The sequence below is a fragment of the Streptomyces monomycini genome, from assembly GCF_022271435.1.
Lineage (GTDB): Bacteria > Actinomycetota > Actinomycetes > Streptomycetales > Streptomycetaceae > Streptomyces > Streptomyces monomycini.
Window position 1 is genome coordinate 364,458 of the sequence record NZ_JAFIQY010000003.1, and the last position, 20,865, is coordinate 385,322.

At 71.5% G+C, this 20,865-nt stretch carries 24 protein-coding genes, 1 tRNA gene and 1 riboswitch; of the genes, 8 read left to right on the plus strand and 17 right to left on the minus strand.

What is annotated here, in order from left to right; all coding sequences use genetic code 11:
- Positions 1–8 precede the first annotated feature (8 nt).
- Positions 9–70, minus strand: a riboswitch (guanidine-III (ykkC-III) riboswitch).
- Positions 71–218: 148 nt separating this feature from the next.
- Together JXZ78_RS06100 and JXZ78_RS06105 are read right to left on the minus strand one after the other, a co-directional pair.
- Positions 219–521 (minus strand): GroES family chaperonin, encoded by a 303-nt coding sequence (locus JXZ78_RS06100; protein ID WP_174856576.1) that lies wholly within the window; start codon positions 519–521, stop codon positions 219–221.
- An 89-nt stretch (positions 522–610) separates the two neighbouring features.
- Entirely contained in the window at positions 611–931 is a 321-nt protein-coding gene (locus JXZ78_RS06105; RefSeq protein ID WP_030023732.1) for a DUF3618 domain-containing protein, read from the minus strand.
- Between the two features lie 193 nt (positions 932–1,124).
- Here JXZ78_RS06105 and bcp point away from each other — a divergent pair, with 193 nt between their 5' ends.
- Positions 1,125–1,592 carry a thioredoxin-dependent thiol peroxidase gene (gene bcp, locus JXZ78_RS06110; protein ID WP_030023733.1) on the plus strand — a complete coding sequence of 156 codons (468 nt, stop codon included), beginning with the start codon at positions 1,125–1,127 and terminating at the stop codon, positions 1,590–1,592.
- Between the two features lie 126 nt (positions 1,593–1,718).
- Here bcp and JXZ78_RS06115 read toward each other — a convergent pair whose 3' ends face one another.
- Positions 1,719–3,158 carry a sensor histidine kinase gene (locus JXZ78_RS06115; protein WP_238782701.1) on the minus strand — a complete coding sequence of 480 codons (1,440 nt, stop codon included), beginning with the start codon at positions 3,156–3,158 and terminating at the stop codon, positions 1,719–1,721.
- On the minus strand, positions 3,158–3,664 hold the full coding sequence (locus tag JXZ78_RS06120) for a hypothetical protein (protein ID WP_030023736.1): 507 nt from the start codon (positions 3,662–3,664) through the stop codon (positions 3,158–3,160). The genes JXZ78_RS06115 and JXZ78_RS06120 overlap by 1 nt, the downstream gene beginning before the upstream one ends.
- A 509-nt stretch (positions 3,665–4,173) precedes the next feature.
- Here JXZ78_RS06120 and JXZ78_RS06125 point away from each other — a divergent pair.
- The 4 genes from JXZ78_RS06125 to JXZ78_RS06140 all read left to right on the plus strand — a co-directional run bounded on the left by JXZ78_RS06125 (position 4,174) and on the right by JXZ78_RS06140 (position 7,470).
- Positions 4,174–5,712 (plus strand): MFS transporter, encoded by a 1,539-nt coding sequence (locus tag JXZ78_RS06125; protein WP_030023738.1) that lies wholly within the window; start codon positions 4,174–4,176, stop codon positions 5,710–5,712.
- A 288-nt stretch (positions 5,713–6,000) separates the two neighbouring features.
- Positions 6,001–6,519 carry an HNH endonuclease gene (locus JXZ78_RS06130; RefSeq protein ID WP_308280984.1) on the plus strand — a complete coding sequence of 173 codons (519 nt, stop codon included), beginning with the start codon at positions 6,001–6,003 and terminating at the stop codon, positions 6,517–6,519.
- On the plus strand, positions 6,516–7,388 hold the full coding sequence (locus JXZ78_RS06135) for an HNH endonuclease signature motif containing protein (protein WP_033039553.1): 873 nt from the start codon (positions 6,516–6,518) through the stop codon (positions 7,386–7,388). The genes JXZ78_RS06130 and JXZ78_RS06135 overlap by 4 nt, the downstream gene beginning before the upstream one ends.
- A 7-nt stretch (positions 7,389–7,395) precedes the next feature.
- A tRNA-Leu gene (locus JXZ78_RS06140) sits at positions 7,396–7,470 on the plus strand.
- Between the two features lie 96 nt (positions 7,471–7,566).
- Here JXZ78_RS06140 and rdgB read toward each other — a convergent pair.
- The 5 genes from rdgB to JXZ78_RS06165 all read right to left on the minus strand — a co-directional run bounded on the left by rdgB (position 7,567) and on the right by JXZ78_RS06165 (position 10,445).
- Entirely contained in the window at positions 7,567–8,169 is a 603-nt protein-coding gene (gene rdgB, locus JXZ78_RS06145) for an RdgB/HAM1 family non-canonical purine NTP pyrophosphatase (protein ID WP_030023741.1), read from the minus strand.
- Between the two features lie 35 nt (positions 8,170–8,204).
- Positions 8,205–8,645, minus strand: a complete 441-nt coding sequence (locus tag JXZ78_RS06150) for a hypothetical protein (protein ID WP_033039555.1) — start codon at positions 8,643–8,645, stop codon at positions 8,205–8,207.
- Between the two features lie 203 nt (positions 8,646–8,848).
- Positions 8,849–9,013: an SCO1431 family membrane protein gene (locus JXZ78_RS06155; protein WP_106968904.1), complete on the minus strand. Its 165-nt coding sequence runs from the start codon at positions 9,011–9,013 to the stop codon at positions 8,849–8,851.
- 208 nt (positions 9,014–9,221) lie between these two features.
- On the minus strand, positions 9,222–9,953 hold the full coding sequence (gene rph / locus JXZ78_RS06160) for a ribonuclease PH (protein ID WP_030023744.1): 732 nt from the start codon (positions 9,951–9,953) through the stop codon (positions 9,222–9,224).
- 258 nt (positions 9,954–10,211) lie between these two features.
- Positions 10,212–10,445, minus strand: coding sequence for a PTS sugar transporter subunit IIB (locus JXZ78_RS06165; protein WP_003986022.1), 234 nt, complete (start codon positions 10,443–10,445; stop codon positions 10,212–10,214).
- A 228-nt stretch (positions 10,446–10,673) separates the two neighbouring features.
- On the opposite strand from JXZ78_RS06165, the gene JXZ78_RS06170 reads away from it, so the two are divergent.
- On the plus strand, positions 10,674–11,984 hold the full coding sequence (locus JXZ78_RS06170; protein WP_030023747.1) for a PTS transporter subunit EIIC: 1,311 nt from the start codon (positions 10,674–10,676) through the stop codon (positions 11,982–11,984).
- 337 nt (positions 11,985–12,321) lie between these two features.
- Positions 12,322–13,587 carry a PTS transporter subunit EIIC gene (locus JXZ78_RS06175; RefSeq protein ID WP_030023748.1) on the plus strand — a complete coding sequence of 422 codons (1,266 nt, stop codon included), beginning with the start codon at positions 12,322–12,324 and terminating at the stop codon, positions 13,585–13,587.
- Positions 13,588–13,675: 88 nt separating this feature from the next.
- Here the strand turns inward: JXZ78_RS06175 and JXZ78_RS06180 are convergent, their stop codons facing one another.
- Positions 13,676–14,428: an MBL fold metallo-hydrolase gene (locus JXZ78_RS06180; RefSeq protein ID WP_030023749.1), complete on the minus strand. Its 753-nt coding sequence runs from the start codon at positions 14,426–14,428 to the stop codon at positions 13,676–13,678.
- Between the two features lie 361 nt (positions 14,429–14,789).
- Here JXZ78_RS06180 and JXZ78_RS06185 point away from each other — a divergent pair, with 361 nt between their 5' ends.
- Complete coding sequence (locus tag JXZ78_RS06185; RefSeq protein WP_030023750.1) at positions 14,790–15,296, plus strand: type II toxin-antitoxin system PemK/MazF family toxin; 507 nt, start codon at positions 14,790–14,792, stop codon at positions 15,294–15,296.
- Positions 15,297–15,511: 215 nt separating this feature from the next.
- Here the strand turns inward: JXZ78_RS06185 and JXZ78_RS06190 are convergent, their stop codons facing one another.
- The 7 genes from JXZ78_RS06190 to JXZ78_RS06215 all read right to left on the minus strand — a co-directional run bounded on the left by JXZ78_RS06190 (position 15,512) and on the right by JXZ78_RS06215 (position 20,830).
- The gene (locus JXZ78_RS06190) at positions 15,512–16,462 is read right to left on the minus strand and encodes a PLP-dependent cysteine synthase family protein (protein WP_030023751.1); all 951 of its coding nucleotides are present in this window, start codon (positions 16,460–16,462) and stop codon (positions 15,512–15,514) included.
- A complete protein-coding gene (locus JXZ78_RS06195) occupies positions 16,462–16,767 on the minus strand; it encodes a MoaD/ThiS family protein (RefSeq protein ID WP_030023752.1) in 306 nt (101 codons plus the stop codon). Before JXZ78_RS06195 ends, JXZ78_RS06190 begins: the two co-directional genes overlap by 1 nt.
- A 155-nt stretch (positions 16,768–16,922) precedes the next feature.
- Complete coding sequence (locus JXZ78_RS41000) at positions 16,923–17,036, minus strand: putative leader peptide (RefSeq protein WP_341865888.1); 114 nt, start codon at positions 17,034–17,036, stop codon at positions 16,923–16,925.
- Between the two features lie 100 nt (positions 17,037–17,136).
- Positions 17,137–17,916 carry a hypothetical protein gene (locus tag JXZ78_RS06200; protein WP_033039558.1) on the minus strand — a complete coding sequence of 260 codons (780 nt, stop codon included), beginning with the start codon at positions 17,914–17,916 and terminating at the stop codon, positions 17,137–17,139.
- Positions 17,913–18,773 (minus strand): ABC transporter ATP-binding protein, encoded by an 861-nt coding sequence (locus tag JXZ78_RS06205; RefSeq protein ID WP_050502922.1) that lies wholly within the window; start codon positions 18,771–18,773, stop codon positions 17,913–17,915. The genes JXZ78_RS06200 and JXZ78_RS06205 overlap by 4 nt, the downstream gene beginning before the upstream one ends.
- Positions 18,770–19,819: a FecCD family ABC transporter permease gene (locus JXZ78_RS06210; protein ID WP_030023755.1), complete on the minus strand. Its 1,050-nt coding sequence runs from the start codon at positions 19,817–19,819 to the stop codon at positions 18,770–18,772. Before JXZ78_RS06210 ends, JXZ78_RS06205 begins: the two co-directional genes overlap by 4 nt.
- Before the next feature lie 6 nt (positions 19,820–19,825).
- On the minus strand, positions 19,826–20,830 hold the full coding sequence (locus JXZ78_RS06215) for an ABC transporter substrate-binding protein (RefSeq protein WP_030023756.1): 1,005 nt from the start codon (positions 20,828–20,830) through the stop codon (positions 19,826–19,828).
- Between the last annotated feature and the right edge of the window lie 35 nt (positions 20,831–20,865).

Genomic DNA, 20,865 nt, shown 5'->3' on the forward strand with positions numbered 1-20,865 from the left:
TCTACAGGGGTGCGTCGTCTTGTCGTGACCCGGTACGGCGCGTCTCGTCGGGATGTCTCCGAGCCTAGCAAAAGGCGTACAAAACGGGCGGTGACCCTGGTCACCGCCCGCCCTCGCCTCCGTACGGCAGAACCGCCCGGCGGCCCCTACAGGTGCGGCCGTTTCTACAGGTACAGCTGTCTCTACACGTGCAGCTGTCTCTACACGTGCAGCTGTCTCTACAGATACAGCCCCGTCGCGTCCTCGGCACCCTCCAGGCGTTCCGCCGCCACCGCGTGCAGGTCGCGCTCGCGCATCAGCACGTACGCGACGCCGCGCACCTCGACCTCGGCCCGGTCCTCCGGGTCGTACAGCACCCGGTCACCGGGCTCCACGGTCCGCACGTTCTGCCCCACCGCGACCACCTCGGCCCAGGCCAGACGGCGGCCGACCGCCGCGGTCGCGGGAATGACGATGCCGCCGGTGGAACGGCGCTCGCCCTCGGCGATGTCGGTACGGACCAGCACCCGGTCGTGCAGCATCCGGATGGGCAGCTTGTCGTGGGTGTCCTTGGCGTTATTCGGGCTCACGGCACGACCGTACCCGGCCGCGCGCCCGCACAGCGCCCGCCTCAGGAACGGCGGCGCCTGGAACCCACCACGAGCAGCCCGACAACGGCCACACCGATCATCGCCAGCGGCACCACCCGCTCCAGGCGGGGCGCGCCGTCCTCCGCCACCAGCTGGGCGCGGATGTCCGAGACCGCGCGGTTGGCGGCCACGTAGGCCCGCCCCGCCGTGCGGTCCACGGCCGCCGCCGTCTTCGCCTTCGCGTCCCCCATGATCGTCTTCGGGTGCAGCCGCACACCGATCTCGTCCAGCGTCACGGCAAGCTCCTGCCGCCTGCGGACGATGTCCTTCTCGATCTGCGCAGGGGTCCTGGCTTCCGACACCGCGCTGCCTCCGGTCGTCTCGATCCGTCTCCGTGCGGACAGTCTGTCAGCACCACGGCCCCGCCGCCCCACAGCACCCCCTTTTCGAGCGGCTCAGTAACCTCGGGGCGTAGCGCGAACAGGGGCGCGACCCGCTCGCGCACCCGTCTTCCCCCGTACGTGCACCCCGCGTGCCGCCCACCCAAGGAGAGCCATGAGCGAGCGACTGCAGCCCGGCGACACCGCCCCCGCCTTCACCCTCCCCGACGCGGACGGCAAGCAGGTCTCGCTCGCCGACCACAAGGGCCGCAAGGTCATCGTGTACTTCTACCCGGCCGCGCTGACCCCCGGCTGCACCAAGCAGGCCTGCGACTTCACCGACAACCTCGACTTCCTGGCCGGACACGGCTACGACGTCATCGGCATCTCCCCCGACAAGCCGGAGAAGCTCGCGAAGTTCCGCGAGAAGGAGGAACTGTCGGTCACCCTGCTGGGCGACCCCGACAAGCAGGTCCTCCAGGCTTACGGCGCCTACGGCGAGAAGAAGCTGTACGGCAAGGTCGTGACCGGCGTCATCCGTTCCACGGTGATCGTGGACGAGGAGGGCAAGGTCGAGCGCGCCCTGTACAACGTGAAGGCCACCGGCCACGTCGCCAAGATCATCAAGGATCTGGGGCTGTAGGCGGGGCCGGACGGGCGAGGGGCGACCGGGCGCGAGCGGCTGGGACCCGTACTGCCGGGCCGCGGCCGTCCCGGCTGCCCCCGCTGCCGCCCCGTCCGCCCTCCGGACAGGGCGGGCCCGGCGGACCTACGAGGCCGCCACCGCCCCCCGCTCCACCACCGGCACCCGCTCCGCCTCCCCCGGCCCGACCGGCTCCGGCAGCTCCAGCACCGCCTCGGCACCGCCGCCCTCGGCCGTACCGAACAGCAGCCGGCCGCCCAGCACCTCCGCCTGCCCGGCCGCGATCGTCAACCCCAGACCGTGCCCGGTACCGCGCTCCGGAGCCGCCGTACGGAAGCGACGCGGCCCCTCCTCGCACAGCTCCGGCGGATACCCCGGCCCGTGGTCGCGCACGACGATCCGCGCGCCCTCGACCCGTACCTCCACCGGCGGCTCGCCGTGCTTGGCCGCGTTCGCCAGCAGATTGACCAGCACCCGCTCCACCCGGCGCCGGTCGGTCTCCACCACCCGCGCCGGCCCCGCCACGACGATCCCGACACCCGAGATGCCGCGCACCCGCTCCACCCGGTCCACGATCCCGCGCACCAGCGACGGCAGATCCACCGCGTCCAGCTGCGCGGACTCCACGCCCGCGTCCAGCCGGGACACCTCCAGCAGGTCCTCGACCAGGTTGCGCATCGTCTGCGCCCGGTCCCGCACCAGCTCGACGGCCCGCTCGTGCGGCAGCAGCTCGGACGCCGCGACCAGACCCGCCACCGGCGTCCGCAGCTCGTGCGCCACATCGGCGGTGAACTTGCGCTCCGCCTCCACCCGCGCCGCCAGCGACGTCGCCATGTGGTGCACCGAACGGCCCAGCTCCGCCACCTCGTCCCGGCCGCCCGCCGCCAGCGCGTCCGCGTCCGGCGGCTCACCCGCCGCGATCCGGCGCGCCGCGGCCGCACTGTGCCGCAGCCGCCGCGACAGCCGCTGCGAGACGAACCACGACACGCCGGCCATCAGCACCACCGTGCCGACGCCCGCGATCACCAGGGCCCGGTCCAGCGCCTCCTGCGCCGGGTCGTTGTCCGGGAACGCCGCCGAGACCGACAGCGTCCGCGGCTGCCCGCCGGAACCACTGCCGTGGGCACCGGCGTCACCGGAGCCGCTGCCATCGGAACCGCTGTCCCGGGAGCCGCCACCGGCCCTGTCCGCACCGGAACCACCACCGGAGCCGCCCTCCGCGGAGCCGCCCTTCTCGGAACCGCCGGCCCCGGAACCCCCGCCCACCCCGGTCGCCGCCCACACCCGCGGGTCCTCGCCCTGACTCACATACGTACCGGACTTCCCCTCGAAGACCGCCGCCCGCAACGGACTCGGCAACGTCGCGTCGTCCAGCTGCGCGCCCAGCGCCAGCGTCCCGTCCCGCTCATAGATCTGCAGCGCCGAACTGAGCCGGTCGTCCTGGTACGAGCGCGCCGAACGCTCCCGCTCCGCGTCCGCGATGTGATGCACCGCGAACCCCAGCACCACCACCGCCAACGCCGTCACACACGAAATGGCCAGTGCGATCCGGCCCCGGATGCCCATCACGCGAGGTTGTACATCTCCGTCGAGTCACCGAGCGGCGTCGAGCCCTCGTACGTCACCTCCAGCCCCGTGAAGGCCCGCGCGCCGTCCACCGTCTTCGCCGCGTACAGCCGGAACGTCGCCGGGAAACCGGCGTTCGTGCCCACCCCCGCGGCGGCCTTCTCCACCTGCACCACGCCCTTGCCCTCGGCCTCCGCCGTGCCGTACCGGTCCCAGGTGATACCCGTCGCCACCATGCCCGCGTCAGCACACGTCAACGTGATGACCTGCGGCTTGATCTCCGGCTCGCCGAACCCGCAGTCGCGCACACCGGGCAGCCCGCCGGTCGCCTTCCCGGCCGACTTCACGTCCTGCACCGCCGACGTCTTCGGCGCCGCGTCCACCGCCGACGCGCGGTCCGTCGCCTGGCTGAACCACACACCGCCGGCCGCCAGCGCGGTGACCACGGCGAAGGTCGCCAGGGCGGTGCGCCCGCTGAACCGGCGGGCACCCTCGCGGTCGGTCATGGACTTCTCCTTCCGGGGCGGCGGCCCCGTACCAGCGCGGAACGGGCCACCGCATCCGAACACTGCACGCGCGCCGATGCACGTTCCCCCGCACGCGAGGCCGAGGCACACGTACGCGAGGGGTCCGCGGAGCGAACGGTTCGGAGCATAAGGGTGGTTTCGATACCCACCACTCTCCCCTCCCCGCCACACGAGCTGATTGCCCGGACGCTTCGGTGACCACGCGGCTGTGTACCAGTTCTGTAACAGCGGTGGTCACAGCCCTGGCGAAATCCACCACGAAACCGGGAGAAACCGCTGCGCCGGACGGCGCAGACCACGTGACGTACATCGCGTTGTGGGGTCAGAGTGGTTTGAGTCGCGCTCCAGTGCGCAGGCGCACCTGTCGTACGACCACCTTTGTGATCACAGGCGACCGCCGACGGCCCTCCCGGCCACGAGGACGCCCACGACCGCTGCGAACTCCTGCCGCGCATCGAGCGCGCTGACCGACCGAGAGGACTCGACTCGTGCCGACCGGCAGCACCGAAGCCGAACCCACGACCGACCGGGACCCGGCGGCGTTCAAACGCCACAGAAACCTGTTCCGTGCCGTCGCCCGCCGCCGGAACCCCCGGCTCCGCCGCACCGACATCACGGTGACCGACGAACGCGTCGTCAAACGCGCCGTGAAGGCCGCCGCGCTCGGCAACGCCATGGAATGGTTCGACTTCGGCATCTACAGCTACCTCGCGGTCACCATCGGAAAGGTGTTCTTCCCCGGCGGCAGCGACACCACCAGCCTGCTGTCCTCCTTCGCCACCTTCGCCGTCGCGTTCCTCGTACGACCCATCGGCGGCGCGTTCTTCGGGCCCCTCGGCGACCGTGTCGGCCGCAAGAAGGTCCTCGCCCTCACCATGATCATGATGGCCGCCGGCACCCTGTGCATCGGCCTGATCCCCTCGTACGCCAGCATCGGCCTGTGGGCCCCGATCCTGCTGATCGTCTTCCGCATGATCCAGGGATTCTCCACCGGCGGCGAGTACGGCGGCGCCTCCACCTTCATCGCCGAGTACGCCCCCGACAAGAAGCGCGGCTTCTTCGGCAGCTTCCTGGAGATGGGCACCCTGGCCGGCTACACCGGCGCCGCCGGTCTGGTCCTCGTCCTCAACTCCACACTCGGCTCCGAGACCATGCACGACTGGGGCTGGCGCATCCCCTTCCTGGTCGCCGGACCGCTCGGCCTGGTCGGCCTCTACCTGCGGATGAAGCTCGACGAGACCCCCGCCTTCCAGAAGCTGGAAGCGTCCCAGTCCCACAACGGCGACACCTCCGTCACCGAGGCCGAGGGCGACGCCTCCCACCTCTCGGAGAACGCCCCCAAGAAGAAGCTCGGCGAGATCTTCTCGCAGCAGTGGCCGATGCTGATCCTGTGCATCGCGCTGGTCGGCGCGTACAACATCTGCCACTACATGCTGCTCTCCTACATGCCGACCTACCTGACCGACACCCTCCACTACGACGAGGCACACGGTCTGCTGATCGTCATCGGCACCATGATCGTCCTGATGTGCGTCATCAGCAGCGTCGGCAAGCTCAACGACCGCTTCGGCCGCAAGCCCCTGCTGATGACCGGCATGCTCGGCTTCTTCCTCCTCTCCGCCCCCGCCTTCCTGCTGGTCAAGCAGGGCAGCATGGCCGCGATCATCCCCGGCATGCTGATGCTCGGCCTCTCCCTGGTCTGCCTCCTGGGCACCATGTCCGCCGCGCTCCCCGCCCTCTTCCCCACCAGCGTCCGCTACGGCTCCCTCTCCATCGGCTACAACCTCGCCGTCTCCCTCTTCGGCGGTACGACCCCCCTGGTCATCACCGCCCTCATGGACGGCTTCGGCGGCAACGACATGATCCCCGCCTACTACGCCATGGGCGCCGCCCTGGTAGGCGCCATCGCCGTCGCCTGCATGAAGGAAACCGCCCAACAGCCCCTGGAGGGCTCCCCGCCGGCGGTCGCCACCAAGGAGGAGGCCGTCGAAATGGTCACGGCCCAGTCCCCGGACCCGCGCTTCTGACCCCTCCACGGACACCACATCGCGGCCCTCGCCCTGCCGGGCGGGGGCCGCGGTCGTTTTTTTGGGTTTTTGGGCTGTTCGGCGTAACCGGGTGGGGGTGGGGGCGTTGGGCAGTTCGAGAGTAAGACAGACAGCCGAGGTACATACGGGGAACGGGGGACCATGCGTACGAAGTACACGCGCGAGCTACTTGCCGAAGCCGCGCTCGCATCGACGTCGTACGAGGAAGCCGCACGCCACTGCGGAAGCAATCCGACGCCAGGTGTTCGGTGCTACATCCGCCGCAGGATGGCCGAAGAGCGCATCGACACGTCCCACTTCACCTCCAGGAGCCTCCGCCATTCCGAAACAGCACTTCGCGAAGCGGTAACCCTCTCCCACAGCACCGCCGAGGTCGTACGCCGTCTCGGCATTCATCCCGTGGGCGGCAACCAGGCCCACATCGCCCGTCGGATCGCCGAATCAGGGCTGGACACGACCCACTTCACCTCCACGCCCACACATCCCAGGCGACCACAACGCCCGTTCGCCGACCGGCTGGTTCTCGGATCACCGTCGGAAGGACGGTTGCCCGGTGACCGGCTGCGCAAGGCGCTGCTGCGACGGGGGGCGCGGGAACAGTGCGCGATGTGCGGCACGGGCCCGGAGTGGAACGGTAAGTGCCTACGCCTGGAGGTCGATCACCGCAACGGCGACTGGTGGGACAACCGTCCGGAGAATCTGCGTCTCCTGTGCCCGAACTGCCACGCGGTCACGGACACGTACCGTGGCCGCAAACCCCGCAGGCCTGGGGGGAGGCAGCCATGACGGCCCACCGGCAGTACGCACGCGACCTTCTGACTCGTACGGCTGCGGTGTCCACCGGGCCCGTCGACATGCTCCGCCGCCTGGGAACTCCACCCGGCAGTGGCACGCTCCGCTATCTCCGCCGCCGCCTGACGCATTACGGCATCGACACCACGCACTTCGTCGACGAACAACTGCCGCCGCGCCCACCGCAGACATATACGAAGCAGCGTCTGGAGGACGCGGCCGCACTGTGCAACAGCGTCCGGGAAATGCTGGAATACCTGGGCGTGCCCCCGTACGACAGTGCCTACAGCCACATCCGCAAGAAGCTGACCCGTTTCGGCATCAGCACGGCGCACTTCACCGGACGCGGCGCTCACGGGGAACTGCTGCCGCGCGACGACCTCACCGCTGCCGTGGCCGGTTCGAAGAGCCGGGCGGCGGCGCTCCGGATGCTCGGCCGACCCGTGACCACCGCCTCCCGGCGCCTCCTGGACCGGAGCATCACGGCCTACGGCCTGTCGACCGCGCACTTCACCGGGCAGGGCCACGGTCGCGGCCACCCCTCCCCGGCTCGCAGACCCGCCGACGACATCCTCCGGCGCCGTCCGGCGGGCTCCCGCCGGACGCAGACGACCCTGCTGCGCCGCGCTCTGGACGACAAGGCAGTTCCGCGGCAGTGCAGCCTCTGCGGTCTCGGCGACACCTGGCAGAGCAGACGGCTGGTCCTGGAGATCGACCACATCAACGGGGACCGGCTCGACGACCGCCTCGGCAATCTGCGTTATTTGTGCCCTTCGTGCCACAGCCAGACCTGCACGTTCGGACGGCGGACCGCCCGAACCGAAGATCGCCTGACGGCCGCGCGACCGGGCACAGTACAGTAGGCGCCGCGGGCCCGTGCCCCAGCTGGCTAGAGGGCGCCGGTTTAGGTCCGGTGTGTCGTGGGTTCGAGTCCCACCGGGCCCACAGATATGCGGCAGCTGTCTCCTTCCCCGGAAGGAGACAGCTGCCGCTTGTGTACGGTCGCAGGCGGGCTGCCGGACGTCGTGCCGCGGGCTGCCCTCAGCCCACCAGCTCCCGGACCACCGGCACCAGCCCCCGGAACGCCTTGCCGCGATGGCTGATGGCGTTCTTCTCGTCGGCGGTCAGTTCGGCGCAGGTGCGGGTGTCGCCGAGGGGCTGGAGGATCGGGTCGTAGCCGAAGCCGCCGGTGCCGGCGGGGGTGTGGCGGAGGGTGCCTTCGAGGCGGCCCTCGACGACGCGTTCGGTGCCGTCGGGGAGGGCGAGGGCCGCGGCGCACGCGAAGTGGGCGGCGCGGTGGCCGTCGGCGATGTCGGAGAGCTGGGCGAGGAGCAGGTCGAGGTTGGCCTGGTCGTCGCCGTGCCGGCCTGCCCAGCGGGCGGAGAAGATGCCGGGCGCGCCGCCGAGGACGTCGACGCACAGGCCGGAGTCGTCGGCGACGGCCGGGTGGCCGGTGGCGCGGGCGAGGGCGTGGGCTTTGAGGAGGGCGTTCTCGGCGAAGGTGACGCCGGTTTCCTTGACGTCGGGGACGTCCGGGTAGGCGTCGGCGCCGACCAGTTCGACGTCGAGGTCGGCGGCGGCCAGGATGGCGCGGAGTTCGGTGACTTTGCCGGCATTGCGGGTGGCGAGGATCAGGCGCTTCATGAGGCCCGATTATCCAGGGGCGGCGGCCGCTTCTCTCATCCCGTGGCGCAGCTCTTGGTGAGGGCGCCGGCCGCGTCGCCGAGTGCGGTCAGGTCGGGGGTCCGGCCGTCGCGTACGGCGTCGTCGGCCTTGTCGAGGGCGTCGGTCAGGCTGCTGAGCGCCTTCTGGACGTCGGGGTCGTCCGTGGCCTTCTGGATCTTGCCGAGGTCCTTGTTGAGGCGGTCGATGGCGCGTTCGGCGTCCTGGGGGCTGTCGGCGGCGTTGCTCAGGTCCTGGTGGAGGGAGGACAGGTCGTTGGCGAACGTGGTGGCGGTCGTGGCGCAGCCGACGGCCTTTTCGACCGCTCCGCAGGCGGTGAGGAGCGGGACGGTCAGGGCGGCTGCCGCCAGGAGGGCGGCGGTGGTGGCCGCCGGGCGGCGGTCCGCGGTGCGGCGGGTTGCGGTACGGCCGAGTGCGGTACGGCGGCGCAGAGCCATGGAACGGTCCTCCCCTGGGCGTGCCCGTGCACGGGTTGTGCACCGGTGCTGATACCGGTTCCGGTACTAGGGAGAACGCGGGCGGGCCGGCTTTGGTTGCCGGGGGCCGGGCGGACCGGGGCGCTGGGGGCGGGCCGGGGCGGGCCGGGGCGCTCGGAGCGGGTCGAGGTGGTGCGGGGCGAGCGGGGCGTGCGCCCCGCGTGTCACATGAGGCCGGTCTGGGTGAAGAGCATGGCCAGGACGATGACGAGGGTCCAGCCGACGAGGTGTTCCAGCAGGTTGGGGCCGTCCTTGGGCCCGCCGGTGCGGGCCCGGGACGCGGTGACGGGGGCGTCGGCTGCGGCAGCCGTGGCAGCGGAAGTGGACATGGGTTCCACGGTGCGCGGCGGGTCGCCGTTTTTCTAGAGACGCATATCCCACGAGGGAAAGGTCACAGGCGGGCCCGGCGGGGCGGTGAGCGGCGCGCCGGCCCGCCGTCGCGGGGCCGGCGCGTCAAGAGGCTCGTACGGCGGCGGACAGCCCGTATGCGTGCGGGCCGGGGGCTCGTAGGCGGCCGCCGGGGGCGCGCGGCGCGCGTCAGAGCGTGCGGGCGAGGGCCTCGCGCTGGGCGGCGTCCAGGGTCGAGCAGCCGGCGACGGCGAGGTCGAGGAGGGAGTTGAGTTCCTCGCGGGCGAAGGGTTCGGCTTCGGCGGTGCCCTGGACCTCGACGAAGCGGCCGTCGCCGGTGCAGACGACGTTCATGTCGGTCTCGGCGCGCACGTCCTCCTCGTAGCAGAGGTCGAGCAGGGGGACGCCGCCGACGATGCCGACGCTGACGGCGGAGACGGTGCCGACCAGCGGCTGGCGGCCGGCCTTGATGCTCTTCTTGGCCTGGGCCCAGGAGATCGCGTCGGCGAGGGCGACGTAGGCGCCGGTGATGGCGGCGGTGCGGGTGCCGCCGTCGGCCTGGAGGACGTCGCAGTCCAGGACGACGGTGTTCTCGCCGAGGGCCTTGAAGTCGATGACGGCGCGCAGCGAGCGGCCGATGAGGCGGGAGATCTCGTGGGTCCGGCCGCCGATCTTGCCGCGGACGGATTCGCGGTCGCCGCGGGTGTTGGTGGAGCGCGGCAGCATCGAGTACTCGGCGGTGACCCAGCCTTCGCCGCTGCCCTTGCGCCAGCGCGGGACGCCTTCGGTGAGGGAGGCGGTGCAGAAGACCTTGGTGTCGCCGAAGGAGATCAGTACGGAGCCTTCGGCGTGCTTGCTCCAGCCGCGTTCCATGGTGACGGGGCGGAGCTGGTCGGGGGTGCGGCCGTCGATTCGAGACATGGCCCCGACCCTATCGGCTCGGTAGAGGGGCTCGTTCCGGATCGGGTGAGGCCGGGTGCGGGGCCGGGTTCCGGGGTCGGATTCCGGCCGTGGGAGGGGGCGGACGGGCGGGTACGGGCGCGGGCCTGCACATGGCCGTACGGGTACGGGCCTGCGCGCGGCCGTACGGGTACGGGCCGGCGCGTACACGTACCGGAGCCCCGGTCCGTCGCCTGGTGGGCGGGCGGCCGGGGCTCCGGCGGGTGAGCGGTCAGCTGCTCACATCATGTCTTCGATCTCGGCGGCGATCGGGTCGGCGTCGGTGCCGATGACGACCTGGATGGCGGTGCCCATCTTCACGACGCCGTGCGCGCCGGCGGCCTTCAGCGCGGCCTCGTCGACGAGCGAGGGGTCGGCGACCTCGGTGCGCAGGCGGGTGATGCAGCCCTCGACCTCTTCGATGTTGTCGAGGCCGCCGAGCCCGGCGACGATCTTCTCAGCCTTGCTGGCCATGTCCACTCCTGCTTGTCTCGGCCACCGGCGGTCGGTGCCGCGCGGTGATCACACGGTAACGCACGTTCAGCCCAGTTGCCCGGGCGTGTGCCCGTGCTCTGGCGAATGATGGCGACCACCCGGCAGCGCTTTTCCGGGGGTCCGAAACGCACCACAAGTGGTCTACACCATCAGTATGCGGCACGTACCGAGCCGGCCCGCTACGGACCGGCGGCCGGGAGGACGCGGATGAGCTCGAACGCGGCAGCGGCGGGAACGAGGAAGCGGTCGGCGGGCCTGTTCCAGGGCTTGCAGAAGATGGGGCGCAGCCTTCAGTTGCCCATCGCCGTGCTGCCGGCCGCGGGCATCCTGAACCGGCTCGGCCAGCCGGACGTCTTCGGTGCGGACGGTCTGGGCTGGGAGAACGTGGCGAAGGTGTTCGCGGGCGCGGGCGGCGCGCTGCTGGACTCCTCGCTGGGGCTGCCGTTGCTGTTCTGCGTCGGTGTGGCGATCGGCATGGCGAAGAAGGCGGACGGTTCGACAGCGCTGGCCGCGGTGGTCGGTTTCCTCGTCTACTACTCGGTGCTGCACCAGTTTCCGCAGGACTGTGCTGCGGGGGCGACGTATGCGACGGCCGGGCAGTGGGGCGGGGTGTGTGTCGACGGGGGCGGTAAGGCGACTCCGGCGGAGTTCCAGAATCCGGGGGTCTTCGGCGGGATCGTGATGGGCTTCTTCGCCGCGTGGATCTGGCAGCGCTACCACCGGGTGAAGCTGGTGGACTGGCTGGGATTCTTCAACGGGCGGCGGCTCGTACCGATCGTCATGGCGTTCGTCGGGCTGGCCTTCGCCGCGCTGTGTCTTTGGGTGTGGCCGCCGATCGGTGATGCGCTGACGAGTTTCAGCCGGTGGCTGACGGATCTGGGGGCGACCGGTTCGGGCATCTTCGGTGTCGCCAACCGGGCGCTGCTGGTGATCGGGATGCATCAGTTCCTGAATACGTTCATGTGGTTCCAGTTCGGTGATTTCAGCAAGCCGGACGGTACGTCGGTGCACGGTGACATCAACCGGTTCCTGGCCGGGGATCCGACGGCCGGGCAGTTCACCACGGGTTTCTTCCCGATCATGATGTTCGCGCTGCCGGCCGCGGCGCTGGCGATCACGCACTGCGCCAAGCCGCACCGCCGCAAGGAGATCGGCGGGCTGATGCTGTCGGTGGGGCTGACGTCCTTCGTCACGGGGGTGACCGAGCCGATCGAGTACTCGTTCCTGTTCGTCGCGCCGGTGCTGTACGCGATCCATGCCGTGCTGACGGGGGTGTCGATGGCGGTGAGCTGGGCGCTGGGCGTCAAGGACGGATTCAGTTTCTCGGCCGGTCTGATCGACTACGTGATCAACTGGGGGCTGGCCACCAAACCATGGATGATCATTCCGATCGGCCTGTGTTTCGCGGCCGTCTATTACGCGCTGTTCCGCTTCGTGATCACCAAGTTCGACCTGCACACTCCGGGGCGCGAGCCGGAGGAGGTGGAGGAGGAGCTGACGAAGGAGAATACGAAGTAGCAGGGGGCGGAGGGGTGGGAGGGGCAGGAGTGGCAGAAGGGGTGCGCCTGGGGCGCGGGGCGCCTGGGAGCGGTCCGGACAGGACCTGACGGGGTGGTGCGGGCCGTGGGCGGCACCAGGTCGCGGAGCCACGGGTACGGAGTTCGGCCCGGGCCGACCGGCCCCCGGAGCCGCGGCACTTGTGGGCCGCTCGGCATGTGATCTAAACGTTGGGGAACAACGGATTCCTTTATGTGTGGGCGACATGCTAAGAATGGTCTAAACCACTGAGTGGTGTAGACCAAGCCGGCGGGCCGTCCCCCTTTCTCCGAGTGCCCGCCTCACCAGGAGGAATCCGATGAGTTCGGCCACCGCCAAGGCGGCTCCCGAGAAGAAACGTGGCGCCGGCGCCATGGCCGTCGCGCAGCGCATCGGCCGCAGCCTCATGCTGCCCATCGCGACGCTGCCCGCCGCGGCGCTCATGGTCCGGCTCGGCCAGGACGACCTGCTCGGCGCCAAGGCGCTGCCCGCGTTCCTGAACAAGATCGCGGAGTTCCTGGCCGCCGGCGGCAGTGCGCTTCTGGACAACATGCCGCTGCTGTTCGCCGTCGGTATCGCCATCGGCTTCGCCAAGAAGGCGGACGGCTCGACCGGTCTGGCCGCCGTCGTCGGCTACCTGGTCTTCAGCAAGGTGCTGGCGACGTTCGGCGACGACAGCCTCCCGAAGATCGCCAAGGTGGTGGACGGGAAGATCGTCGAGCAGGCCGCGCCCGCCGACGCGAAGGTGCTCGGCGGCGTGGTGATGGGCATCGTGGTCGCCCTGCTCTACCAGCGCTACAGCCGCAAGAAGCTGCCGGACTGGCTCGGCTTCTTCGGCGGCCGCCGTCTGGTCCCGATCCTGTCGTCCTTCGCGGGCCTGATCATCGGCATCGTCTTCGGCTACATCTGGCCGGTCCTCGGCGCCGGCCTGCACAACTTCGGTGAGTGGCTGGTCGGCTCCGGCGCGGTCGGCGCGGGCATCTTCGGTGTCGCCAACCGCGGTCTGATCGCGGTCGGCATGCACCACCTGCTGAACTCCTTCCCCTGGCTCCAGGCCGGTGAATTCGAGGGCAAGCACGGCGACATCGCCCGCTTCCTCCAGGGCGACCCGACCGCCGGCCAGTTCATGACCGGCTTCTTCCCGATCATGATGTTCGCGCTGCCCGCCGCGTGCCTGGCGATCGTGCACTGTGCCCGCCCCGAGCGCCGCAAGGTCGTCGGCGGCATGATGTTCTCGCTCGCGCTCACCGCCTTCGTCACCGGTGTGACCGAGCCGATCGAGTTCACGTTCATGTTCATCGCGCCGGTGCTGTACGCGGTGCACGCCGTGCTGACCGGTGTGTCGATGGCGCTGACCTGGGCGCTGGGCATGAAGGACGGTTTCGGCTTCTCGGCCGGCGCGATCGACTACGTACTGAACTTCGGCATCGCGAGCAATCCGCTGGGGCTGGCCGTGGTCGGTCTGTGCTTCGCCGCCCTGTACTACGTGATCTTCCGGTTCGCGATCACCAAGTTCAACCTCAAGACGCCGGGCCGCGAGTCCGACGAGGAGATCGCCGAGCTGCAGAAGCTCGAAGGCAAGTAGGCCCCCGGCCGCGCCCGCGACAGCGGAAGGCCCCCGTGACCACCTGGTCGCGGGGGCTTTTTGCGTGCGGCTCGGACGCGCGTACCACTCAGATCTCGTACACCGCGCCCGCCTTGGCGACCTCGACCGGTCCTTCGAAGACCTCCTGCGCGTCGCGCAGGTTGATGCCCGGGTCGGTCCACGGCGGGATGTGGGTCAGGACCAACCGTCCCGCGCGGGCGCGCGCGGCGTGCGCGCCGGCTTCGCGCCCGTTGAGGTGGAGGTCCGGGATGTCCTCCTTGCCGTGCGTGAAGGACGCCTCGCACAGGAAGAAGTCGGTGTCCTCGGCGAGGCCGTCCAGGGCGTCGCAGACTCCGGTGTCCCCGGAGTACGTCAGCGTCTTGCCGTCGTGTTCGATACGGAAGCCGAACGCTTCGACGGGGTGGCTGACCAGGTCCGTACGGATGGTGAAGGGGCCGACGGTGAAGGTGCCGGGGGTCAGCGTCCGGAAGTCGAAGACCTCGCTCATGGCCTGGTCGGTGGGCAGGTCCGCGTGCGCGGCGGTCAGCCGGCGTTCGGTCCCGGCCGGGCCGTAGACGGGCATCGGCGCGCACCGGCCGCCGTCGGGCCGGTAGTAGCGGACGACGAAGTAGCCGCACAGGTCGATGCAGTGGTCGGCGTGCAGGTGGGACAGGAGTACGGCGTCGAGGTCGTAGAGACCGCAGTGGCGCTGCAGCTCGCCAAGGGCACCGTTGCCCATGTCGATGAGCAGCCTGAAGCCGTCGGCCTCCAAGAGGTAGCTCGAACAGGCCGATTCCGTGGAAGGGAACGACCCCGAGCAACCGACGACAGTGAGCTTCATGCGGGCGTGAACCTCCGTGGCTGGGGGCGGAGCGGCGGGTCCATGCGGGGCTTCGGCGGGGGCGTGCACAAGTCCCCGCCGGTCCTCGTCCGGCGGGCGGTTGCCGGGTCCTGAGCGGTCATTGCGGTGCCCACGAGCGTAAGGCGCGAAAGGGCCGGTGGCTCCTCCGGCGGGGCGAGCTGTGGGCGGAATCACCAGTCCGGGTGGGTGTGTACAGGAGGGCGTTCCCTACCTGTCGTTCCCCGGTGCCGTACGCCTACACGACGCCCGTACGGCGGCGCCCCGCACCCGGGTACGGCCGTGCCGCCGGGCGGTCCGGCCGGTACGGTCGGGCAGGGCCTGGAGCTTGGAGGGAACGGGTTTGGACGTCTCGGGTTGGTGGCCGGCGCTGGTCGTGGTGGCCGCGCTGGCGCTGGTGGCGGCACTCGTCGACGGACGGGCTCGCGCGCGGGGCGCGCGGAGGCGGCGGAGCGCGCGTTTTCGGCCAAGAGCGCGGGCGCGTGACCGTACGCGCCCCGGCGGCCGCCCCTCCCGGGTCGCCGCGCCGGGCGCCGCGACGCCGCGGGCGCGGGAGATCTGGTGGGCCCTGGTGCCGTACGAGGACGGGCCGGGCGCGAAGGACCGCCCGTGCCTGGTGCTGTCGGTGCGCGGCGGTACGGCACACGTCGTGAAGATCACCAGTCGGCACCATCCGGAGCGCCCGGGGGTGCTTCCGCTGCCGCCCGGCGCGGTCGGTGAGGGGCGGCAGCGGGCGAGCTTCCTGGAGACGGACGAGCTGCGCGACGTGCCGCTACGGGACTTCCGCCGCCGGGCGGGGGCGGTCGACGACGCCACGTGGAAGCGGGTACGCCGCCTGACCGGGCGGTGAGGCGGCGGGACGTGTTCCGTCCCGCCGCGCGGGGCCTGCCCCGGGCCTCGGGGCCTGCCCGGCCTCGCCGCCTTCCGGCTCCGAGCCGCGGGGCCGCACGCTCCCAGGACCGCGGGTCCTGAGTACCGCGGGGTCTCAGGACCGCAGCGCCGCACGCCCCCATGACCGCAAGGCCCCATGACCGCAAGGCCCCAGGACCTCAAGGCCGCCGGGCCTCACGCCCAGAGCTGTCCGTGCAGCGTCTCGATCGCGGCCTCGGTGGTTTCGGCGGTGTAGACGCCGGTGGAGAGGTACTTCCAGCCGCCGTCGGCGACGACGAAGGCGACGTCGGCGGTCTGTCCGGCCTTGACGGCCTTGCGGGCCACGCCGATCGCCGCGTGCAGGGCGGCCCCCGTCGAGACGCCCGCGAAGATGCCTTCCTCGGCGAGGAGTTCGCGGGTGCGGCGGACGGCGTCCTCGGAGCCGACGGAGAAGCGGGTGGTGAGCACCGACTCGTCGTACAGCTCGGGCACGAAGCCCTCGTCGAGGTTGCGCAGCCCGTAGACCACGTCGTCGTAGCGCGGTTCGGCGGCGACGATCTGTACGCCGGGGACGTGTTCGCGCAGGTAGCGGCCGACGCCCATGAGGGTGCCGGTGGTGCCCAGGCCGGCCACGAAGTGGGTGATGGACGGCAGGTCGGCGAGGATCTCCGGGCCGGTGGTGGCGTAGTGCGCGCCGGCGTTGTCGGGGTTGCCGTACTGGTAGAGCATCACCCAGTCGGGGTGCTCGGCGGCCAGTTCCTTGGCGACCCGTACGGCCGTGTTGGAGCCGCCCGCGGCGGGCGAGGAGACGATTTCCGCGCCCCACATGGCGAGCAGTTCGCGCCGTTCGGAGGAGGTGTTCTCCGGCATGACGCAGACGATGCGGTAGCCCTTGAGCTTGGCCGCCATCGCCAGCGAGATGCCGGTGTTGCCCGAGGTGGGTTCCAGGATGGTGCAGCCGGGAGTGAGCCGGCCGTCCTTCTCCGCCTGCTCGATCATGTGGAGCGCGGGGCGGTCCTTGACCGAGCCGGTCGGGTTGCGGTCCTCCAGCTTGGCCCAGATGCGGACGTCGGCGGAGGGCGACAGCCGCGGCAGGCGGACCAGCGGGGTGTTGCCGACCGCCGCCAGCGGGGAGTCGTACCGCATCAGCGCTGTTCCCGGGGGCCGTCGGACATGCCCGAGCCGCCGGCCACGGCCGGGAGGATGGTGACGCTGTCGCCGTCGCTCAGCTCGGTGGAGATGCCGTTCAGGAAGCGCACGTCCTCGTCGTTGAGGTAGACGTTCACGAAGCGGCGCAGCTGCTCGCCGTCGACGAGGCGCTCCCGGATGCCGTTGTGGCGGCTCTCCAGGTCGGCGAAGAGGTCGGCGAGGGTCGCACCGCTGCCTTCGACGGCCTTCTGGCCGTCGGTGTAGGTGCGGAGGATGGTCGGGATACGGACCTCGATGGCCATGGATGCTCCTGTGGGAGGGCGGTGACGTGCGGGCGGGCGGGCGTGCGGCGCAGGCTCGGGGCGTGCGGCGCGGAGGCGCTGGGCGTGAGGGCGCGATGCCGGGCGCGCGGCAGGGTGCGCGCGGGGGCCGCCGCGCGGCCGGTGGAACGGCGGCGTCAGGCGGCGGCGCGCATCGGACAGATGGCGCTGGCAAGGCGGCACAGGTCGACGTGCAGCCGCGCCACAAGCAAAATGCCCGGCGTCTTCTCGCTCACGTCGTCAAAAACCATGCGGTCATCGTATCGATTCCCGGTCCGGGGACTGGAACCTCGTCTTGCGATGCGGACGCTTGGTGCACAACAGGTGGGACGCGGCCCGCGGCGGCACCCCTCAGGGGCGCGCGCCGTACGCCGCGATCCGCTCGTCCCTGCTGGTCAGGCAGCAGCTGACACAGCGCACGGCTTCGGCGCTCGTGTAGAAGAGGCAGCAGGTCCGGCGGAGGTAGACCAGGCGCGGGGAGCCGTCGCGGCGTGTGACGGTGACCACATCACCGAGGGCGACGAGGCCGCCGGGCGCCCCGTCCAGGAAGGCGGCCCAGCGGCGGGCCAGCAGCGCCGGATCGGCGCGGGAGGCCCCGAGAGCGGTCGCGCAGCCGTGGGCCACTCCCCCGCGCAGCTGCCGCAGCCCGGCCCGGGTGCGTTCCCGCAGCGCGTCGGCCAGGGGCAGCAGGTGGTGGGTGAGGACGACGCGCTGAAGCGTTTCTGCGCCTGTCCCGGGCTCGTCCAGGATGCGGAACGTCCGCAGCCTGACCCCCGCGATGCCGTGCCCGGGGTCGGGCCGCAGCAGGACGTTCTCCGGCCGTACGTCCAGGACCCGGCCGGTCAGCGCCCAGTGCAGGACGGCCGCCGCGGTGACCCGGCCCGCGTATACCGCGATCAGGGTGAGAGCGGCGGCGTGTGCGGTGCGGTGGCCGCTGCCCTGGTGCTCGGTGTCCAGGAGGTGGGACAGTTCCGGGCCGTACGGGTCGAGCAGCCGGTCGGCCGCGAGCCAGCCGGGTTCGCCGTCCGGCGGGGTGCCGAGCCCGAGGCGGTAGCGGGGGCCGTGCGCGGCAAGCGCGGCGAGCGTTCCGTCCGGACCGCCGGGGGCGGCCTCCGTCTCGTACGCGCTCACTGCCGTCCCGCCGTCCCCGAAGCCGCCGCGCTCCGCCCGCCCGCCGCCCCCGGCGGCAGGTAGACCACCGTCGGCGCCCCGGTCACCGGATGCGTGCTGACCTCGGCGGCGACCCCGTACACGTCGGCCAGCAGGCCGGGGGTGAGGATCTCGGGCGGCGTCCCGTGGGCGACGACGCGGCCCTCGCGCAGGACGTACAGGCGGTCGCAGTAGTACGCGGCGAGGTTGAGGTCGTGCAGGGCGAGCAGGGTGCTGGTGCCGAGGGAGGTCACCAGGGAGAGGACGTCGAGCTGGTAGCGGATGTCGAGGTGGTTGGTCGGTTCGTCGAGGACGAGAAGGGACGGCTGCTGCACGAGCGCCCGCGCGACCAGGACGCGCTGGCGCTCACCGCCGGAGAGCGCTGCGAAGGAACGATCCCTCAGCTCCGCGACGCCCACCCGTTCCAGCGCCTCGTCGGTGCGGGTGGCGTCGTCCGCCGAGTCGGTCTCCCAGAAGCGCTTGTGCGGCGAGCGGCCCATGGCGACGATCTCGCGCACGGTCAGTTCGAAGGCGCCGCTGCCGTCCTGGGGGACGGTGGCCACCCGCCGGGCCCGCTCCTTGGCGGAGAACCCGGCCAGGTCGCGGCCGTCCAGGGTGATCCTGCCGTGGGTGGGGGCCAGGGTGCCGTACACGCAGCGCAGCAGCGTCGTCTTGCCGCTGCCGTTGGGGCCGACCAGGCCCACCGTCTCGCCGGGCGCGACGTGCAGGTCGGCGCCGTCGACGAGGTGGCGGCCGTCGACGCCGTACGACAGCCCCTCGGTCCGCAGCTCGGCGGGGGCGGCGGGGGCCGTGCCGGGGCCCGTGCTCAGGCCGCTCATCCGGTGATCCCTTCCGTACGGGTGGTGCGGCGCAGCAGCCACAGGAAGAACGGCCCGCCGGCCAGTGCGGTGATCACTCCGACGGGGATCTCCTGGGAGCCTGCGACGGTACGGGCCAGCAGGTCGGCCAGGACGACGAAGACCGCGCCCGCCAGGGCGACCACCGGCAGCAGGGCCCGGTGCGAGGCGCCGACGAGCATCCGGACGGCGTGCGGCACCAGCAGGCCGACGAAGCCGATGGAGCCGCTGGCCGCCACCAGCACCCCGGTGACCAGCGACGCGAGGACGAAGACGGCGGCGCGGAAGCGGCCGGTGTCCAGCCCGAGGACGGTCGCGCCCTCCTCCCCCACCAGCAGCAGGTCCAGCGGCCGGGCGAGGGTGAGCAGCAGGGCGAGGCCGGCGAGCAGGACGAGGGCGGGCAGCCACAGGGTGTGCCAGCGGGCCTGGCCGAGGCCGCCGAGTGTCCAGAACATGATCGACCGCAGGTGTTCGGCCTGGGCCGAGGTGACCAGGACGAGGCTGGTGAGCGCGGAGAGGATGTACTGGACCGCGACGCCCGCCAGCACCAGCCGCCCGGTGGTCATGGTGCCGCCGCGCCGGGCCAGCGCGTAGACGGCGATCAGCGCGCCCAGCGATCCGGCGAAGGCGGCCAGCGGCATCGAGACGGTGGTGGCCAGGCCGCCGCCGACGCCGAGGACCACGACCATGACGGCGCCGGTCGAGGCGCCCGAGGAGACGCCGAGCAGGAACGGGTCGGCGAGCGGGTTGCGGACCAGCGCTTGCAGGACGGTGCCGATGACGGCGAGCCCCGCGCCGACGACGGCGCCGAGCAGCACGCGCGGCAGCCGTACGTCGAGGACGATGGTCGGGAACGGGCCGGCCGGCGCGTCCCCGGTGAGGATGCGCAGCACGTCGCCGGGCGGGATGCGGACGGAGCCGAGGACGAGTCCGGCCAGGCCGGCCGCGAGCAGGGCGGCGGCGAGGACGGCCAGGACGAGGGTGTAGCGCAGTCGGCGCGGCGGCGCGGCCGCGGTCTTGCAGGTCACCGGGGGCTACTTGAAGGCGTCCGGGTGCAGCTGCCCGGCCAGTGACCGGACGGCGTCCGGTACGCGTACGCCGAGCACCGCGCTGGACAGCGGCAGCACCGCGAACCGCTGGTTCTTGACGGCCGGTACGTCCTTGAGGGCGGGGTCGTCGAGCAGCTGCTTCTTCTTCGCCGCGACGGGGGTGCCGCCGTAGTCGTAGATCACGATGATCTCGGGCTTGCGCTCGACGATCTGCTCCCAGGACACGTCGGTGAAGGTCTTGGCCCGGTCCGCGAAGACGTTGCGGCCGCCGGCCAGCGAGATGATCTCGTTGCCGATGCCCTTGCCGCCCGCGGTGTGCACCGAGCTGTCGCCGCTGTCGAAGACGAGGACGGAGGCCGGGGCGGTCCCCTTCAGCTGGTCCTTGGTGGCGTCGATCGTGGCCTCGGCCTTCTTGACCAGGGCCTCGGCGCGGTCGCGTACGCCGAAGGTGGCGCCGACCTCGCGGATCTCCTGGGCGAGCTGCTGGACGCCGGTCTTGCCCTGCGCGCAGTACTCGATGTTCAGGCGGGTCTTGATGCCGGACTTCTCCAGGGCGGCCCGTTCGCGGCCCTCGCCCTTGTCGAAGGCGCTGGAGTAGCCGCCGTAGACGAAGTCGGGGTTGGCGCCGAGCAGCGTCTCGTAGGAGGGGTACTCCTTGGCGAGGACCTTGACGCTCTTGTAGTCCTTCTCGTACTGCGGCAGGACCTTGTCGTCGAGGTAGGCGGTGCCGGCCAGCCGGTCCTTGAGGCCGAGGGCGAGCATGATCTCGGTGGTGTGCTGGTTCATGGTCACCACGCGCTCGGGCGGGGCCTCGAAGGTGGTGCGTACGCCGCAGTTCTCGACGGTGTACGGAAAGCCGGCCGTCTTCGCCGTGGCTCCGCCGGACGCCTTCCCGTCGCCGTCGCCGCCGGTGCCGCAGGCGGCGAGCGGCAGCAGGAGCGCCGCCGAGATGAGCGCGCGCAGCGCGCCGCGGGACCTGGGTCTGGACATGGCCGTGCCTCCTCCGGGGGATCCGCGTCCCCTGG

What these genes read in the sequence shown, in the direction of transcription:
- JXZ78_RS06120 (WP_030023736.1), bottom strand. Translation starts at nt 3,664, where the DNA reads ATGACCGACCGCGAGGGTGCCCGCCGGTTCAGCGGGCGCACCGCCCTG.
- JXZ78_RS06180 (WP_030023749.1), bottom strand. Translation starts at nt 14,428, where the DNA reads ATGAAGCTCACTGTCGTCGGTTGCTCGGGGTCGTTCCCTTCCACGGAA.
- JXZ78_RS06170 (WP_030023747.1), top strand. Translation starts at nt 10,674, where the DNA reads ATGAGCTCGAACGCGGCAGCGGCGGGAACGAGGAAGCGGTCGGCGGGC.
- JXZ78_RS06130 (WP_308280984.1), top strand. Translation starts at nt 6,001, where the DNA reads ATGGCCGAAGAGCGCATCGACACGTCCCACTTCACCTCCAGGAGCCTC.
- JXZ78_RS06195 (WP_030023752.1), bottom strand. Translation starts at nt 16,767, where the DNA reads ATGGCCATCGAGGTCCGTATCCCGACCATCCTCCGCACCTACACCGAC.
- rph (WP_030023744.1), bottom strand. Translation starts at nt 9,953, where the DNA reads ATGTCTCGAATCGACGGCCGCACCCCCGACCAGCTCCGCCCCGTCACC.
- JXZ78_RS06165 (WP_003986022.1), bottom strand. Translation starts at nt 10,445, where the DNA reads ATGGCCAGCAAGGCTGAGAAGATCGTCGCCGGGCTCGGCGGCCTCGAC.
- JXZ78_RS06215 (WP_030023756.1), bottom strand. Translation starts at nt 20,830, where the DNA reads ATGTCCAGACCCAGGTCCCGCGGCGCGCTGCGCGCGCTCATCTCGGCG.
- JXZ78_RS06155 (WP_106968904.1), bottom strand. Translation starts at nt 9,013, where the DNA reads ATGTCCACTTCCGCTGCCACGGCTGCCGCAGCCGACGCCCCCGTCACC.
- JXZ78_RS06115 (WP_238782701.1), bottom strand. Translation starts at nt 3,158, where the DNA reads ATGGGCATCCGGGGCCGGATCGCACTGGCCATTTCGTGTGTGACGGCG.
- JXZ78_RS06135 (WP_033039553.1), top strand. Translation starts at nt 6,516, where the DNA reads ATGACGGCCCACCGGCAGTACGCACGCGACCTTCTGACTCGTACGGCT.
- bcp (WP_030023733.1), top strand. Translation starts at nt 1,125, where the DNA reads ATGAGCGAGCGACTGCAGCCCGGCGACACCGCCCCCGCCTTCACCCTC.
- JXZ78_RS06190 (WP_030023751.1), bottom strand. Translation starts at nt 16,462, where the DNA reads ATGCGGTACGACTCCCCGCTGGCGGCGGTCGGCAACACCCCGCTGGTC.
- JXZ78_RS06205 (WP_050502922.1), bottom strand. Translation starts at nt 18,773, where the DNA reads ATGAGCGGCCTGAGCACGGGCCCCGGCACGGCCCCCGCCGCCCCCGCC.
- JXZ78_RS06100 (WP_174856576.1), bottom strand. Translation starts at nt 521, where the DNA reads ATGCTGCACGACCGGGTGCTGGTCCGTACCGACATCGCCGAGGGCGAG.
- JXZ78_RS41000 (WP_341865888.1), bottom strand. Translation starts at nt 17,036, where the DNA reads ATGGTTTTTGACGACGTGAGCGAGAAGACGCCGGGCATTTTGCTTGTG.
- rdgB (WP_030023741.1), bottom strand. Translation starts at nt 8,169, where the DNA reads ATGAAGCGCCTGATCCTCGCCACCCGCAATGCCGGCAAAGTCACCGAA.
- JXZ78_RS06175 (WP_030023748.1), top strand. Translation starts at nt 12,322, where the DNA reads ATGAGTTCGGCCACCGCCAAGGCGGCTCCCGAGAAGAAACGTGGCGCC.
- JXZ78_RS06150 (WP_033039555.1), bottom strand. Translation starts at nt 8,645, where the DNA reads ATGGCTCTGCGCCGCCGTACCGCACTCGGCCGTACCGCAACCCGCCGC.